Source organism: Rhodococcus sp. PSi06 (genome assembly GCF_054960675.1).
In genome coordinates, this window is the sequence record NZ_JBHNYO010000022.1 from 13,707 (window position 1) to 28,946 (window position 15,240).

Sequence of the window (15,240 nt, forward strand, 5' to 3'; positions counted from 1 at the left end):
ATCCGCCGTCCACACTCGATCGAAGGTTCCGATGCAGCGTGGACGGCGGACGCCGGGAGTGGTTCAGGCCGGTACCGACTCTCGAAGGTCCTCGTCGATCGATTCACGATCCTCGATCGATTCCCGCTCGACGTCGAAGGGTTCCGCCGTTCCCGGGTCCGAGTCCGTCGCCGCGTCGGGCACCATTGCCTTCGCCCGATGGATCGAGACGTTGCACCGCGCCAGGTCCGGACCCACCGCACTGGCGCTCATCTCGAGATCGGCGCGTTCGAGTCCGTCCCGATTGGTGTATTCGTTGGTTCGCAGCTGCCCGTAGGCAATGATGGGATCGCCTTTCATCAGCGAGGCTCCGACGCCGCGAACGAGACGACGCCAGCACGTGACCGTCAGGTAAAGGGTTCCGCCGTCCGTCCATTCGCCGGTGTTTCGGTCCTGACGCCGAGCGTTGCTGGCCATCCGAAAGCTGAGGACTTCGTCGCCGGTCGGGGTGGACCGCTTGACGGGGTTGGTGATGACTGTGCCGATCACGGCGCATTGTGCTTCGTACATTGGTCTTGTGCCTCTCGATTCGTATCGCGTGGTTGCGATCGAATTCGAGAGTGCTACGCCCACGACGTCCGTGGTGAACGTGTTCGCAAAATGTGGACGAACGCACGCCCTGTGGATGAACGGCCCGAATCGAACCTCGTCGGACCCTGCTGTGTCGGGGGGTTGTGCTAGTCCGCAATCTCCGCGTACATGTGCCCGCCAGGCACTGGAGCCACGCGACCGGCGGTGAGCGAGGCGACAAGTGCTGCAACCGAATCGGAGTCGACTGCCGCGACGGTCAGAACTGCACGAACCGCATAGGACGTCCCCAGCACGACGACGCCGTGCCCTCGCAGTTCTGCTTCGATTCGCCCCACCTCGGCGTGGTCGAGTTCGAGCGTCATGATCTCGCGTCGCTGCCGGGTCAGAAATGACGCTCCGGACAGAGCTTCGGCCACCGCACCGGAGTATGCGCGGGCCAGGCCACCGGTGCCGAGCTTGGTTCCACCGAAATATCTGCTGACCACCGCGACGACGTTCGTCAGGCAATGCCCCCGCAGCACGTCGAGCATCGGCATCCCTGCTGTACCACTGGGTTCACCGTCGTCGTTGGATCGCTCGATGCGGGGATCGTCGAGCGAGAAGTCGACGATGAACGCCGAACAGTGATGTCCAGCAGCCGGTTCCGATCTACGGGCGGCCTCGATCATCGCTCGCGCATCTGCTTCGGTGGCCGCGCGATCGACAACCGCGACGAAGCGAGACTTCTTGATCTCGATCTCGCACTCGACGCGGCCCGCGATGGTCCGCAGTGGCATCACCCGGTCTCACTCACGCTGCCACGGTGTTCACGACATCGTCTGCGGCTTTGACCAATTGGGCGTACATGCCGCCCTGCTCCAACAGGGATTCGTGAGTTCCTACCTCGCGAACGACCCCGTGGTCGAGTACGGCGATCCGGTCCGCGCCGCGCACCGTGGACAACCGGTGCGCGATGAGGATGGTCGTACGGCCGTGCATCAGACCGTCCAGCGCCGTTTGCACTGCACGTTCGGTGCGGTTGTCGAGGGCACTGGTCGCTTCGTCGAGTACCAGAATCGGCGGGTTCCGCAGTACGGTTCGCGCGATCGCGATCCGTTGCTTCTCGCCACCGGAGAATCGGTATCCTCGCTCACCGACCATCGTGTCGTAACCCTCGTCGAGTCCGACGATGAAGTCATGAATCTGCGCCGTTCGGGCGGCTGCGACGATCTCCTCGTCGGTGGCATCGGGTTTGGCGAATCGAAGGTTCTCTCGAATCGTGGCGTGGAACAGGTAGGTCTCCTGCGACACGACGCCGACCAGATCGGCGATGTTCTCCGACGCCATCTCTCGCAGGTCGATGCCGTCGATGGTCACCGATCCGGATGTCGGATCATGCAGTCGCGCAACAAGGTAACCGAGAGTGGTCTTACCCGAGCCGGTGGCTCCGACCAGAGCCAGAGTGCTTCCGGCCGGAACCTCGAGGTCGATATTGCTCAGAGTCGGAACAGTTGCCGCGGCGTAGGTGAAGTCGACGCTACGAAAGGCGACGTCGCCGTGTACGGCCTCGCGAGGCAGCGCTACCGGATGTGCCGGCTCGGCAACGTCGATCGGCAGATCGAGGTACTCGAACACCCGCCCGAACAGGGCGAGTGAGGCCTGCACCTCGACACCGGTGTTGAGCAATTGCATGGTGGGGCGGAACAATTGAGTTTGCAGGGCAGTGAAGGCGACCAGCGTGCCGATCGTCAGGGCACTCCCCTGCCCGATGGTGATGCCGGCGAACCAGTACACCAGGGCAGGCATCACGGCGAAGCTGATCTGGATGGTGGCCATCCGCCACTTTCCGGCCATCATGGCTGCGAGTTCGACCCCGGCCACTTCGTGAGATCGGTCGGCGAACTTCTCGGTCAACACTTTCGCAGAACCGGTGGTCTTGCCGAGCAGAATGCCGCTGACAGAGAGAGATTCCTCGATCTGAACAGAGAGGTCGCTGAGCAACTTCTGCCGCTTGGTCGAAATCTTGCGGCGCTCGTCGCCGATGCGGCGGGCGACGCGAACGAAGACGGGAAGGATGATCAACGAGAAGATCGCGAGCTTCCAGTCCAGCAGAAAGAGTGCGATCACCGTAGCTACGACGGTCGTCGCGTTCTGCGCGATGGACGTCGCGGTGTTGGTGACGACGGATTGCATACCGCCGATGTCGTTGGCGATGCGTGACTGCACCTCGCCGGTGCGCGTACGTGCGAAAAATCCGAGGGACTGCCGCTGCAGGTGCGAGTAGACCTGTACGCGGAGGTCGTGCATGAGTTGCTGACCGACGCCGTTGGACATCCAGGTCTGGACGACGCCGAGAGTGTTGGTGGCGACTGCAACTGCGATCATGCCGAGCGCGATGAGGGTGACGAGGGTGACGTCACGGTCGGGGATCGCATGATCGAGGAGTTCGCGAAGAAGTAAGGGAGAGGCGAGCGCGATGACCGCGCTGGCCACGATGATTGCGCTGACAAGGGCAATCTTGCGCCGATACGGCGTGAACAGAGCCAGGACTCGGCTGACGGGTGCTGGATCGGATACGGGAAGAGAACGTTCGGGTCGGCTTTCCAAGTAGGTCTCCGGAGAATTCGAAGTGATGATCGCTGATGCGATATGCAGAGGTTACCTCACTATGAGGTAACTAGCAAGCCTCGCTATGATCCGTCTCATGAACACCGGACACTCGCCCAACCTGAGCGATTCGTTCATGGCCGTCGCCCGAAGAATCCGACGAAGCCACATGACCGCCCTGGAACCGTTCGGACTCAACCCGTCGCAGAGCCGAGCACTGCACGTCCTGGCCCGCGAACGGGACTCGGTTCGATTACGCGACCTGGCCGAGCATCTACGCATCGTTGCGCGGTCGGCCACCGACATCGTCGACTCACTCGAAGCGGTAGATCTGGTGACCCGTGTTCCCGACCCGAGCGACCGACGCGCAGTTCTGGTGCAGCTGACCGATGCCGGCCGCGCCCTGCTCGACCGCGTCGACGACGCCCGACGTCAGGTGTCTGCGGACATGTTCGACGACCTCACGCCTGCCGAACGCACCGAGCTGGCTCGGCTTCTGCACAAGATCGCCGGCAGCGACTGAGCGGGCTCTACTGCCCGCCGGCGCGGTCCCGGCGGGCCAGCTCGGCGAACATCGCATTGTGTGCGGCCAGGTCGGCATCGTGATCTCGTTCGGCAGCTCGGTCACCGCGCCTGGCGTCGCGATCGTCGCTGCGGGACCACTGGATGAGCAGTGCGAGCATGACGAGCACCAGTGGCACCTCTCCGGTTGCCCACGCGATGCCGCCGCCGAGCTTCTGGTCTCCCAGGAGATCGGTGTTCCAATCCAATCCGAGCGTCCTGTAGAACCACGCACCCATGACGGTGTTCATGCTCATCAGGGCCACGCCGAAGAATGCGTGGAACGGCAGCGAACCGAATACCACGGCCAACTTGGTGACCGGGGCGATCTTGCGCGGCGACGGATCGACCCCGATGACGGTCCAGTAGAACAGGTAGCCGCTGAGCACGAAATGCAGATTCATCAGCAGGTGCGCGCCGTGGCTGTCCAGCACGGCACCGAATATCCCGCCGAGGTACAGCACGTAGAAGCCGCCGACGAAGATCAGTGCCGCGACGAGTGGGTGAGTGACGAACTGCGAGAGGCGACTGTGCAGACCGATCAACAACCATTCCCGCATACCGGGGACACCGTTCTTACCCGCAGCGGGTAGAACTCGCAGCGCCAGCGTCAGCGCCCCGCCGAGCGCAAGGAGGACCGGTGCCAGCATCGAGAGCATCATGTGTCCGGTCATGTGGACGCTGAACACGGCCGTGGAATAACGTCCGATACCCGAGGACGTGCTGACCAACAGCGTGAGGCAGCCCAGGAGCCACGCAACGGTGCGGCCCATCGGCCACGCGTCGCCGCGCAACCGCAGACGGCGGACGCCGATCAGATACACCACGGCCATGACGATTGCGGCGGTGCCGAATATCAGGTCGAAGCGCCAGTCGAATGCCATGCGCGCAAAGGTGGGCGGGCCGCTCAGGTCGTATCCGAGTTCTGCCTCGGCGGGTGTGAGATCGGGATCGACCGCGGCCGGCGGAGGTGTGCGCCCGAGCCCGACGGCGAGGCCGATGGTCGCGGCGAGCACAAGGACCTCGGCCCCGGCGAAGCGGAGCAACGGCCCGCGGGCAGTGGGGTCGGCGGCCAGGGCCGGCAGTGAGTTGCGTCGCTGCATCCACCCGAATCCACCGAGCACGATCAATGCGACGATCTTTCCCACGATCAACAGGCCGTAGGTGGTGGTGAACAGGTCGGCCGGAGACACCCGCACCAACGCGTTGATGACGCCGCTGATACCCATGACGACGAAGCAGATTCCGGCGATGGTGGAGAACCTGCGCGCCGCGACGTCGGTGTGCGCGCCCGACCTGCGTACGTGCGCCAGCAGCGCGAACAGGCCGCCTGCCCACAGTGATGCAGCTCCGAGGTGCAGGATCAGGCTGTTGGTCGCGACATCGTGCGAACCGCCCGCCGCCGAGTGGCCGCTCAACGCGATCGGCAGCAGCGTCGCCAGCGAGAGTGCGAGCAGCGCCGGGGTCCAGCACCATCGCAACACCGTGCGCGAGATTATCGCCAGCACCACGGCCATGATCGCCGTCCAACGCCACGCACCGGCAATCTCCACCTGATCGAGCGCGATCCACAGGTTTGCCGGCTTGATGGCCTCTGCGAACGGCTGACCGGAGGTATCGGACAAGGTCAGTGGAACGAGAAGAAGCGCGCACACGGCCCACACAATGGATGCGACCGAGCCCGTGCGCACTGCCCGGTAGCCATCGACGTCGAGGACGCCGTTCTTCTGCGGCGGCACGAGAAACGCGGCCAGCAGGAAGGAACCGATGGCTATGACGGCGGCGATCTCTCCGATCGCCCGCAGGGCGGGCAGACCGTAGGTGGTGGCCGGGCCCGGGTCCGGGATTCCGAGCAACACCAATGCGTCGGAAGCGGAGAGCATGACGATGAGGGCGGCAACCACACCGGCGATGACGCCGGCCGTGACGAACACCGTCGTCGAGGCCGAACGTGGATCCGGGTTCGTCCGCACATCGTCCGCCGACGGTGCAGCGGTCGACGGTTCGGTCTTGTCGAGATCCGGTGTGGCCATACCTCCAGAGTAGGAGGTGATCGGCAATACCCGAAAGGCGAGTCCTACACAGCGTCGTACTCGCCCTCGTGTGCCTTCTCGTCGGAGTCGTGGTGGATGCGACCGGGTCGGGCGCGTAATGGCTCACCGGTGCCGCCCCAGCGACTCGCGATGATCTCGGCCGCGATCGACACCGCGGTCTCCTGAGGGGTACGAGCGCCGAGGTCGAGCCCGATCGGGCTGGCGAGCCGGGAGAGTTCGATCTCCGTCAGCCCCGCTGCCCGCAATCGAGCTGTGCGGTCGTCGTGAGTACGGCGGGAGCCCATCGCACCGACGAACGCCAGAGTCGGCAGGCGCAATGCCACCTCGAGCAGTGGAACGTCGAATTTCGGGTCGTGGGTGAGCACACAGACGACAGTTCGCTCGTCCAACTCCCCCGCCGACCACTGCGCCGCCAGATAGTCGTGCGGCCAGGCGACGACGACCTGCTCGGCGGCGGGAAATCGCTGCGGGGTAGCGAACACTGCACGCGCATCGCAAACGGTGACGCGATAGCCGAGAAAAGCACCCTGTTGCGCCACTGCCGCGGCGAAATCGATGGCCCCGAACACCAACATTCGAGCCGGCGGTGCGTGGCTGGACACGAACACTTCCATGCCCTCACCTCGTCGCTGACCGTCGGGCCCGTACGTCACGACCGCCGAACGGCCGGCTGCCAGAAGCCCTTTCGCGTCGTCGGCGATGGCCGCGTCGGCCCGCGCACTGCCGAGTGAACCGCGGGTACCTCCTTCTCCGACGACCATTCTCCGGCCGATGCGTTCCGGATCGGTGTGCGAAATCACGGTCGCCACCGCGACGGGAACGTTGTTGCGCACGTCCTCCACGACAGAGCCGAACTCGGGGAACGTGTGCTGCGAGAGTGCCTCGACGAAAACGTCGAGCGTTCCGCCGCATGTGAGCCCCACGGCGAACGCCTCGTCGTCGGACACTCCGTATCGAGTGAGAACCGGAAGGCCGGTGCGCAGGACGTCCTGCGCGAGCTCGTAGACGGCCCCTTCCACACAGCCGCCCGACACCGAACCGGCAACCGCACCGTCCGAGCCGACCACCATCGACGCTCCCACCGGACGCGGCGCGGAATCGAAGGTCCGGATCACCGTTGCCACTGCCGCGATGTCGCCGGAGCGCCACGAGTGCAGCGCGTCGTCGAGCACGTCCTGCATTCGATCTCCCTCACCTGGGTACGAGCGATGTTCGAGATCATCGCTTTCCCGCTGGTGCCGTCGCCCAACCCATGCCTGCGCGATCGGCGTGTAAGGAAAGGTACACTCGTCAACCGTGCTCGAGCGGGCTTGCCCGCACGCGCCAGCCTCCGTAGCTCAGGGGATAGAGCAAGGGCCTTCTAATCCCTTGGTCGCAGGTTCGAATCCTGCCGGGGGCACACTCGAGACCAGGCACAATGCACATGGCACGTTAGGTTCGCGCTCACCGAGACCGGCGATGTCACCGGGTGACCGGCGCACTCCACAACCCGACCATGGCGTCCACGAGATCCGTTCCGAAGTCCGTCCAACCCTCGGGATTGTGTCTTTCTCGCTCGGCGCTCATGTGCACGATCAACTGCCGAACCATGTCGCCGCGCGTCCTGCGTACAGATTCCGGAAGATCGCCGACGCAACTGCGCACTCCCTCCAGAATTCGGCGTAGGGCGGGCGATTCCAGAGCCGTCTCGTAGATCAGTCCGCGCAGTGTGGGATCCGTCATGACCTGCGCACTGAACCGGGCGTACGACGAGGATTCACCGATCGATGCAAGATGCTCGATGTAGGGAAGAACGAGGCACGATATCCAGAGACGGAGATCGGTAGACCCCTCGACGTCCGCCACCATCCGGGTGCGGTGATCTTCGATGAGCCGCGCATGTTTCTCGACGATCGCCAGTACCAGGTCGTTCTTGGTGCCGAAGTGGTAGCCGACAGCCGAACTGTTTCGCTGTCCCGCACCCTCGCTGACCTGACGATTGGACACCGCGAGCACACCACGCTCGGCGAACAGCCGTTCAGCGGCCACCAAGATCACGTCGCGCGTGTCGTCGCTGTGCATCTACACCCTCCGTTTGCCACGTTCAATCATATGACTTAACTTGTTTAAGTCAGTCGATTTAAATACTTTACCAACCGATTACCAGAGGAGTGGCATGCCTGCACTTTCACCGGACGGCGCGGCACCGAAAGCACTCGGCACCAACGGCATCGTCGCAGTTCTGGCGTTCGCCGGCATCGTCGTCTCATTGATGCAGACACTGGTCATTCCGATCATCCCGCAGTTGCCGACCCTGCTGAACGCCCCTGCATCGGACACCGCGTGGGTCGTGACGGCAACACTTCTGGCCGGCGCGGTTGCCGTCCCGGTGATGGGTCGCCTCGGCGACATGTTCGGCAAACGACGCTTACTCCTGGTCGGGCTCGCACTTCTCATTCTCGGTTCCGTTGTCGGCGCACTCAGTGACACCGTCATGCCGCTGATCGTCGGCCGCGTCCTCCAAGGCCTGGCATCGGGTGTCATCCCCCTCGGTATCAGCGTGATGCGCGACGTCCTGCCCCGCGAGAAACTCGCCGGTTCCGTCGCACTCATGAGTGCCTCGCTCGGAATCGGCGGAGCGCTCGGCCTGCCGGCCGCCGCATTGATCGCCGAGTACGCAGACTGGCACTTTCTTTTCTGGACGTCGGCCGCTCTGGGCGTCGTCGTCACCGTGCTCGTCGTAGTCGTCGTCCCCGAATCGACGGTACGAGCAGGGGGCAGCTTCGACTTCCCTGGTGCCGCCGCACTGTCGATCGCGCTCGTGTCGTTGCTTCTCGCGATCTCGAAGGGTTCGAGTTGGGGCTGGACCGGCGGAACGACGATAGGGCTGTTGGCGCTGTCCGCCGCTGCGTTTCTGTTCTGGGGTTGGTGGGAACTACGCACACCGCTACCCCTCGTGGACCTTCGAGTGACCATGCGGCGCCAGATCCTGTTCACCAACCTCTCTTCGATCGCCATCGGATTCGCCTTGTTCGCAATGTCTTTGGTCTTCCCGCAGGTTCTGCAACTGCCCACCGAGACCGGATACGGATTGGGCCAGTCGATCCTCGCCGCTGGTGTGGTCATGGCCCCCTCGGGCATCGTCATGATGTTCGTCGCCCCACTGTCGGCCCGTATCACCACCACACGCGGCCCGAAAACGACACTGATGCTGGGTGCCGCGGTCATTGCGGTCGGCTACCTCATCGGTGCCGTCACCTTGGATGCCGTCTGGCTACTGGTCTTGATCTCGTTGGTGATCGGCGCAGGCATCGGCCTTGCGTACGGCGCGATGCCTGCACTCATCATGGGCGCGGTTCCGGCGTCGGAAACCGGAGCGGCCAACAGCTTCAACACGCTCATGCGTTCTCTCGGAACGTCGTTCGCCAGCGCGGTCGCCGGCGTCATCCTGGCTCAGCTCACCGTCAGCGCAGGCGGCCGAGAGATTCCGTCGGAAGCCGCTTTCCACGTCACGATGGGTGTAGCCGCCGGTGCCGCCGTCCTCTCCCTCGTTCTGGCCGGGTTCATCCCGACGTTGCGTGCGGCATCAGCGCATATTGCCGAGGCAGCCGAGGTACCCGAGCTGACCCACGAACGATAGCCATGTGCTGACCAGCGCGAACGTAATCTGCCCCAGCTCGCTGTGGTTGACTTGGAGGTAACGAAGGGTCATACGTGCATCAGCTCACTCTCGGAGTCCTCTCACGTTCGCGCAAGCCCGATGAGCGTCGACTTCCGATCCATCCACTTCACTTCGATCGAATCGATGCCGATATTCGGGGTCGCATGTTTCTCGAGTCCGGCTACGGTGAACCGTTCGGAATTTCGGACGATCAGCTGGCTACGCAGGTAGCCGGTATTCGCACCCGCGACCAACTCGTCGCCGAGTGCGACGTGATTCTGTTGCCCAAGCCGCAGGCGGAAGATCTTGCATCCTTACGGCCGGGGCAGACACTCTGGGGCTGGCCGCACTGTGTACAGGACGAAAAGCTCACCCAGATCGCCGTCGATCGCAGGCTGACACTGATCGCGTTCGAGGCCATGAACCACTGGACCAACGAGGGCTCGTTCAATCTGCATGTCTTCCACAAGAACAACGAGTTGGCCGGCTACTGCTCGGTGCTGCACGCGCTGCAATTGATCGGATCCACCGGGGACTACGGCCGCCGGTTGCGTGCTGCGGTCATCGGATTCGGTGCCACCGCTCGCGGTGCGGTCACGGCCCTCAACGCCCACGGCATTCACGATGTGGACGTGCTCACGCAACGCGGAGTCACTGCGGTGAGTTCTCCGATCCATTCGGCCAACATCGTCAATTTCGATCTCGACGACGCCGATCCTCGCCAGAGTCGAGCACTCACTCCGGACGGTCGAGTACCGCTGTCACGCTTCTTGGCCGACCACGACGTAATCGTCAATTGTGTTCTGCAGGATACCAATTCGCCGTTGACGTTCCTGACGAACCAGGACCTACCCACCCTCGCACCCGGCACCCTCGTGGTAGATGTCTCCTGCGACGAGGGTATGGGATTCGAGTGGGCCAAGCCCACGTCGTTCGCCGATCCCATGTTCACCGTGGGCAACAACGTCCGGTACTACGCCGTCGACCACAGTCCGTCCTACCTGTGGAATTCGGCCACCTGGGAGATCAGCGAATCGCTGTTGCCGTACCTGCGGATCGTGCTCGACGGCCCCTCGGCGTGGAGCGCGGATTCCACCATCGAGCGATCGATCGAAATCAAGGAGGGCGTCATCGTCAACCCCAATATCCTTGCCTTCCAACACCGCAGTGCGGAGTACCCGCACGTCGCAGCATGAACGTCACGTGGGTCGAGGACGGTACCGAACGGTCCGCGCGATGGCAGTCCGAGAACGGTGCACCACCACCGCGCGTGGTCCGCATCGTCGATGACGCCACCACGGCGGATGTGGCCTACAAGCTGGCGACGATCGGCGAGTCACTGCTGTGGCGTGGCGATTACAACAACGCGCGGCAGCTCCTGTCTGCGATGACGCGGCGGCTACCCCCGGCCACACCGCCCGAGAACGCGTCTCCCACCGAACAGTTTCACCTGCATCGTCAGTACCAGGCGCGTCGTGCCCGGGTATTGGGAATGCTTCTGGTGCAACTCGATTCGGATCTGCGTCTAAATCTCGGCCGAGCACCGGATGTGCGAGCGGCCGTTTCGGAAGCGCTGGGTCCGGACGCGTCGCCGTGTGTGCTGTCGCTGCGGGAATTGCTCGGCATCATCGGCGCGCACGAGTGGCGCCGCAGGGGCGTGTTCGTACCGGCTCTGGACGCCTCGATCCTCCCGCACTACGGGGTCTTCTCCCCTGTCCGCGGCGAGTACATCCAGCTCGTCGCCGATGCGCCGTTGCCAGCCGTGGACCGGGCTTTCGACATCGGGACGGGCTCTGGTGTGCTCGCGGCGGTACTCGCGCGCCGGGGCGTGCCTGCCGTGGTCGCTACCGACAAGGACCCGCGATCGGTCGCCTGCGCACAGGCGAACATCGACGCCCTCGGGTACTCCGATCGCGTCGAGGTGGTCCAGACCGACATCTTCCCGAGCGGCCGCGCGGGATTGATCGTCTGCAACCCGCCGTGGATCCCCACCAAGCCGACGTCGGGGATCGAGCATGCCGTCTACGATCCCGGTTCTCGCATGCTGAAGTCGTTTCTCAGCCGCCTCGGCGGACACCTCACGCCCGACGGCGAGGCCTGGCTGGTGTTGTCGGACCTCGCCGAGTTGCTCGGATTGGCAACGCGCACAGAACTGCTCGCGTCGATCGACAAAGCCGGCCTGACCGTCGTCGATCGGCTCGATACCGTGCCGTCGCATCCACGAGTGACCGATGCCTCCGACGTGTTGCACGAGGCTCGCGCTCGCGAGACCACGTCGCTGTGGCGACTGCGCCGACGCTAGGTTCTACGTCCGAGACACGACTACGCCGCCCGAGCATTGCTCGGGCGGCGTAGTCGATCGTACGGTCGGTCAGCGACGGTCGCGGGTCTCGAATTCTCCGTTGATCACGGTGCCCAGAGGCGCGTCACGTTCTGCCTTCTTCGCGGCTTCGCGCATCTCGATGCCGTCGGTGATCAGGTCTCCGATTTCACGGGTCACGTCGCGGACGGCTCCGGTGATGATCACCACGATCCGGCCGACGTGAGTGGCGGCGGATTCGGTGAACTCCTGCACGGTGTCCTTGTTGCGCTCGAACTTTCCCACCAACAGGACCGCCCCCTTCGTAGTCGTCACGCTGCGCTGGTCTTCTTACGCTCGACGATAACAGGGGCTGGAGCTGCCGACCCCGTGAGCGAGTTGGGCAGGGCGAGCTTGAAGATCTTGCCCCAGACGGTGCCGATCTGATGGAAGAAGCCGCCGGTGTTGTACGGGAGGTCGTACTTCTCGCACAGCGCCTTCACCTCGGGCGCGATCTGCGGGTAGCGGTGCGCGGGCAGGTCGGGGAAGAGGTGATGCTCGATCTGGTGCGAGAGGTTGCCGGACATGATGTGGAAGAGCGGGCTACCCTCGATGTTTGCCGACCCCAGCATCTGACGCACGTACCACTCACCGCGGCTTTCGTCGGCGGTCTCTTCCTGGCTGAACGTCTGCACTCCCGTCGGGAAGTGGCCACAGAAGATGATCGAGTACGTCCACACATTGCGGATCAGGTTGGCCGCGACGTTACCGACCACGGTGGAGGCGAAGAACGGTCCGGTCAGCGCGGGGAAGATGACGTAGTCCTTGAGCGCCTGCTTGCCGGCCTTGCGCCACATGCCCTGAAGCAGCGGCTTCACGTCGTGCCACTTTCGCTTGCCCGCGACGATGTTCTCCGTCTCGAGGTCGTGCAGCATGACGCCCCACTCGAAGAACGTCATCAGCAGGAATGCGTAGACCGGGTTGCCCAGGTAGTACGGGTTCCACTTCTGTTCCTGGTCCATACGCAGGACGCCGTAACCGATGTCGCGGTCCATGCCGACGATGTTGGTGAACGTGTGGTGCATGTAGTTGTGCGAGTGCTTCCACTGATCTGCCGGGCAGACGGTGTCCCACTCGAACACCTCGGAGTTGAGGCCGGGCTCGCGCATCCAGTCGTACTGGCCGTGCATGACGTTGTGGCCGATTTCCATGTTGTCGAGAATTTTCGCGACGCCGAGGGCCCCGACACCGGCGAGCCACGCCGGCGGGAGGAACGGCAGGTACATCAGGGCGCGTCCGGTGATTTCCAGGCCGCGCTGCGCCTTGATGATCTTGTAGATGTATTCGCGGTCCTCGTCACCGAGCTTGGCGACGGTGCGGGCACGCAGGGCGTCGAGCTCGCGGCCGAGCTCCTCGACCTCTTCGTAGGTCAGCACGGTGGGCTCGTCCGGCAACGTCTCGTTGCGGCGAAACGGCAGGACCGCGGTGGGCAGGATCGAGAGAATCGTTCCGAGCATCTGATGATCTCCAATTCGATCGGGTCGAGATGGCTGTGTGTCGAAAGGTGTCGAGCGGACCTAGATGTCGATGTCGACGTCGCCTACGGCGACGGACACGCAGAGCTGGATCTTCTTGTCTGACTCGGTGTCGGTCTCACCGGTCTTGATGTTCTTGGTGCAACCGGATTTCTTCACCGAGGTGCAGGTGAAGCAGATCCCCATGCGGCAGCCGTTGGCCGGCGAGAGACCGGCGGCCTCGGCCTGCTCGAGCAGCGTCTCGCCGTCGTTCTCCGAGGACACGTCGCTGCCGGAGAAGGTAGTGGTTCCGGTGACGTCGTCGCCCACGGTGGCGAACGACGGCGTGAACTCCTCGAGGTGCAACCGCTCGCCGAGGCCTGCCTCGTCGAAGAAGGACCGCACGCCCTTCATCAGCCCGGGAGGGCCACAGAGGAACGTGTCTGCGTCTTCGAACCACGGGGCCACGGCCTCGAGGTGTTCTCGACCGAAGAACCCGTACAGGTCTCCGCCGGTCTTCTGTTCGGTGTACGCGAACACGATGTTGACGTTCTCGTGCTCGGCGGCGATCTTCTCCAGGTCCTTCTTGTACGCGACGTCGTTCTCGGTGAACGCGTAGTGCAGGAAGGTCAGGTCGCTGCTGTACCCCTCGTCCAGCAGCGACCTGAGCATCGACAGCACCGGCGTGATCCCGCTGCCTCCGCTGATCAGCAGAGTCTTGGCCGGACGGGGCTGGGGAAGCTCGAAGGTTCCGTCCGCCTGCGACAGGCTGACCACGAGGCCGACGTGCGCGTTCTTGTGCAGATACTGCGACACCAAGCCCTCGGGATGAGCCTTGATCGTCAGTTCGATACGGCCGTCCTTGCGGTGCTGCGAGCAGGCCGGCGAGTAGCAGCGCGTCTGACGAACTCCGTCGATGACGACGCCGACCTGAACGAACTGACCCGCCTTGAAGCCTTTCCACTGACGCGTCGGGCGGATGGTGAGCGTCAACGAGTCCTCGGTGGACCGGTGTATCTCGGTCACTTCTCCGCGCAAGTCGCGAACTGTCGTCATAGGATCGACGAGTTCGAGATACCGATCGAGCGCGTGGGGCGTGGCCATGGCCTCGAACAGGGAAAGAAGCGAGAACCTGCGTGAACCCGAGGTTCGCGACGGACGTTCTTGCAGCGTCATTCCATCCTCCCTAACCGGATCGAAACCAACGACCCATTCAGTGAACGATTGTGCACTAACATGAGTGTGACAGAGCGACACCGGTACCTGTCAACGTTTATGTGACCGTCGTTACAGAGCAAAAGCGACCGACGACCGGTGCCGGGGTGGAACCGGGAGGAAGGTCACAGAATGCGCGCCCATAAACTGGACGTCGTGACAGAACCGGGGACTCGCGCCGAGCGCAAGGAGCGCACGCGCCAAGCCCTCATCGAAGGCACCCTCGACCTGCTTCGTGAACGATCCTTCGCCAGTGTCAGCCTGCGTGAGGTAGCCAGATCGGCCGGCATAGTGCCCACGGCGTTCTACCGCCACTTCGCCTCGATGGAGGATTTGGGCGTCGCGCTCGTCGAGGACAGCATGCGCATGCTGCGGCAGATGTTGCGCGACGCACGACGCAATCCGAGCGCCAGGACGGCCACCGAATCCTTCGGAATCCTGGTGCGGCAGGTTCGCAGCCACGAGGATCAGTTCCGCTTTCTCAGTCGTGAACGCTACGGCGGCGTCACCGAGGTACGGCGCGCCTTCGCCACCGAACTACGACTGTTCGTCAGCGAACTGACCATCGACCTCTCGCGTATGCCGGGACTCGAACGCTGGGACATCGTGGATCTGGAAATGACCGCAGATCTGCTCGTCTCGACGATGCTCACTGCCGTGGTCGGTCTGCTGGAAGTGGACAGGCCGGGGAGCCAGAACGAAAAAGATCTGATCGAGCGGACCGAGAAACAGATCCGCATGATCATGCTCGGGATGAGCCGATGGGAACCGCGACGGGCCTGACCGGCCGACACGACGACT

14 protein-coding genes and 1 tRNA gene are annotated in these 15,240 nt (G+C 63.7%); 6 read left to right on the forward strand and 9 right to left on the reverse strand.

The window, feature by feature from the left end:
• Positions 1 to 63 precede the first annotated feature (63 nt).
• The 3 genes from ACFI9K_RS23495 to ACFI9K_RS23505 form a co-directional block, all read right to left on the reverse strand.
• On the reverse strand, positions 64 to 549 hold the full coding sequence (locus ACFI9K_RS23495; protein WP_462665744.1) for a single-stranded DNA-binding protein: 486 nt from the start codon (positions 547 to 549) through the stop codon (positions 64 to 66).
• Positions 550 to 716: 167 nt separating this feature from the next.
• The gene (locus tag ACFI9K_RS23500) at positions 717 to 1,346 is read right to left on the reverse strand and encodes an IMPACT family protein (RefSeq protein ID WP_462665745.1); all 630 of its coding nucleotides are present in this window, start codon (positions 1,344 to 1,346) and stop codon (positions 717 to 719) included.
• Positions 1,347 to 1,359: 13 nt separating this feature from the next.
• On the reverse strand, positions 1,360 to 3,156 hold the full coding sequence (locus ACFI9K_RS23505; protein ID WP_462665746.1) for an ABC transporter ATP-binding protein: 1,797 nt from the start codon (positions 3,154 to 3,156) through the stop codon (positions 1,360 to 1,362).
• 97 nt (positions 3,157 to 3,253) lie between these two features.
• Here ACFI9K_RS23505 and ACFI9K_RS23510 point away from each other — a divergent pair, with 97 nt between their 5' ends.
• Positions 3,254 to 3,679, forward strand: a complete 426-nt coding sequence (locus ACFI9K_RS23510; RefSeq protein WP_462665747.1) for a MarR family winged helix-turn-helix transcriptional regulator — start codon at positions 3,254 to 3,256, stop codon at positions 3,677 to 3,679.
• A gap of 7 nt (positions 3,680 to 3,686) precedes the next feature.
• Here the strand turns inward: ACFI9K_RS23510 and ACFI9K_RS23515 are convergent, their stop codons facing one another.
• Both ACFI9K_RS23515 and ACFI9K_RS23520 read right to left on the reverse strand, forming a co-directional pair.
• Positions 3,687 to 5,750: a cytochrome c oxidase assembly protein gene (locus tag ACFI9K_RS23515; protein ID WP_462665748.1), complete on the reverse strand. Its 2,064-nt coding sequence runs from the start codon at positions 5,748 to 5,750 to the stop codon at positions 3,687 to 3,689.
• A 44-nt stretch (positions 5,751 to 5,794) separates the two neighbouring features.
• Positions 5,795 to 6,952, reverse strand: a complete 1,158-nt coding sequence (locus ACFI9K_RS23520; RefSeq protein ID WP_462665749.1) for an XdhC family protein — start codon at positions 6,950 to 6,952, stop codon at positions 5,795 to 5,797.
• A 145-nt stretch (positions 6,953 to 7,097) separates the two neighbouring features.
• Between ACFI9K_RS23520 and ACFI9K_RS23525 the strand changes: the two genes are divergently transcribed.
• Positions 7,098 to 7,170: transfer RNA gene (locus ACFI9K_RS23525), tRNA-Arg, on the forward strand.
• A gap of 62 nt (positions 7,171 to 7,232) precedes the next feature.
• Here the strand turns inward: ACFI9K_RS23525 and ACFI9K_RS23530 are convergent.
• Positions 7,233 to 7,832: a TetR/AcrR family transcriptional regulator gene (locus ACFI9K_RS23530; RefSeq protein WP_462665750.1), complete on the reverse strand. Its 600-nt coding sequence runs from the start codon at positions 7,830 to 7,832 to the stop codon at positions 7,233 to 7,235.
• Positions 7,833 to 7,926: 94 nt separating this feature from the next.
• On the opposite strand from ACFI9K_RS23530, the gene ACFI9K_RS23535 reads away from it, so the two are divergent.
• From ACFI9K_RS23535 to ACFI9K_RS23545, 3 genes are all read left to right on the forward strand, one after another.
• Positions 7,927 to 9,390 (forward strand): MFS transporter, encoded by a 1,464-nt coding sequence (locus ACFI9K_RS23535; RefSeq protein ID WP_462665751.1) that lies wholly within the window; start codon positions 7,927 to 7,929, stop codon positions 9,388 to 9,390.
• A 74-nt stretch (positions 9,391 to 9,464) separates the two neighbouring features.
• Positions 9,465 to 10,607 (forward strand): N(5)-(carboxyethyl)ornithine synthase, encoded by a 1,143-nt coding sequence (locus tag ACFI9K_RS23540; RefSeq protein WP_462665752.1) that lies wholly within the window; start codon positions 9,465 to 9,467, stop codon positions 10,605 to 10,607.
• On the forward strand, positions 10,604 to 11,713 hold the full coding sequence (locus ACFI9K_RS23545) for a methyltransferase (RefSeq protein WP_462665753.1): 1,110 nt from the start codon (positions 10,604 to 10,606) through the stop codon (positions 11,711 to 11,713). The genes ACFI9K_RS23540 and ACFI9K_RS23545 overlap by 4 nt, the downstream gene beginning before the upstream one ends.
• Before the next feature lie 69 nt (positions 11,714 to 11,782).
• On the opposite strand, the gene ACFI9K_RS23550 is transcribed toward ACFI9K_RS23545, so the two are convergent.
• From ACFI9K_RS23550 to ACFI9K_RS23560, 3 genes are read right to left on the reverse strand one after another with little or no spacing between them, the layout of a single operon-like run.
• A complete protein-coding gene (locus ACFI9K_RS23550; protein WP_462665818.1) occupies positions 11,783 to 12,019 on the reverse strand; it encodes a hypothetical protein in 237 nt (78 codons plus the stop codon).
• A gap of 23 nt (positions 12,020 to 12,042) precedes the next feature.
• The gene (locus tag ACFI9K_RS23555; protein ID WP_462665754.1) at positions 12,043 to 13,227 is read right to left on the reverse strand and encodes a fatty acid desaturase family protein; all 1,185 of its coding nucleotides are present in this window, start codon (positions 13,225 to 13,227) and stop codon (positions 12,043 to 12,045) included.
• Positions 13,228 to 13,287: 60 nt separating this feature from the next.
• Positions 13,288 to 14,400 (reverse strand): ferredoxin reductase, encoded by a 1,113-nt coding sequence (locus tag ACFI9K_RS23560; protein ID WP_462665755.1) that lies wholly within the window; start codon positions 14,398 to 14,400, stop codon positions 13,288 to 13,290.
• 171 nt (positions 14,401 to 14,571) lie between these two features.
• On the opposite strand from ACFI9K_RS23560, the gene ACFI9K_RS23565 reads away from it, so the two are divergent.
• Positions 14,572 to 15,222 (forward strand): TetR family transcriptional regulator, encoded by a 651-nt coding sequence (locus tag ACFI9K_RS23565; protein ID WP_462665756.1) that lies wholly within the window; start codon positions 14,572 to 14,574, stop codon positions 15,220 to 15,222.
• Positions 15,223 to 15,240: the final 18 nt, after the last annotated feature.

Coding starts and splice junctions, on each gene's coding strand:
- ACFI9K_RS23530 (WP_462665750.1), bottom strand. CDS start 7,832: ATGCACAGCGACGACACGCGCGACGTGATCTTGGTGGCCGCTGAACGG.
- ACFI9K_RS23565 (WP_462665756.1), top strand. CDS start 14,572: ATGCGCGCCCATAAACTGGACGTCGTGACAGAACCGGGGACTCGCGCC.
- ACFI9K_RS23500 (WP_462665745.1), bottom strand. CDS start 1,346: ATGCCACTGCGGACCATCGCGGGCCGCGTCGAGTGCGAGATCGAGATC.
- ACFI9K_RS23555 (WP_462665754.1), bottom strand. CDS start 13,227: ATGCTCGGAACGATTCTCTCGATCCTGCCCACCGCGGTCCTGCCGTTT.
- ACFI9K_RS23560 (WP_462665755.1), bottom strand. CDS start 14,400: ATGACGCTGCAAGAACGTCCGTCGCGAACCTCGGGTTCACGCAGGTTC.
- ACFI9K_RS23520 (WP_462665749.1), bottom strand. CDS start 6,952: ATGCAGGACGTGCTCGACGACGCGCTGCACTCGTGGCGCTCCGGCGAC.
- ACFI9K_RS23510 (WP_462665747.1), top strand. CDS start 3,254: ATGAACACCGGACACTCGCCCAACCTGAGCGATTCGTTCATGGCCGTC.
- ACFI9K_RS23545 (WP_462665753.1), top strand. CDS start 10,604: ATGAACGTCACGTGGGTCGAGGACGGTACCGAACGGTCCGCGCGATGG.
- ACFI9K_RS23535 (WP_462665751.1), top strand. CDS start 7,927: ATGCCTGCACTTTCACCGGACGGCGCGGCACCGAAAGCACTCGGCACC.
- ACFI9K_RS23515 (WP_462665748.1), bottom strand. CDS start 5,750: ATGGCCACACCGGATCTCGACAAGACCGAACCGTCGACCGCTGCACCG.
- ACFI9K_RS23495 (WP_462665744.1), bottom strand. CDS start 549: ATGTACGAAGCACAATGCGCCGTGATCGGCACAGTCATCACCAACCCC.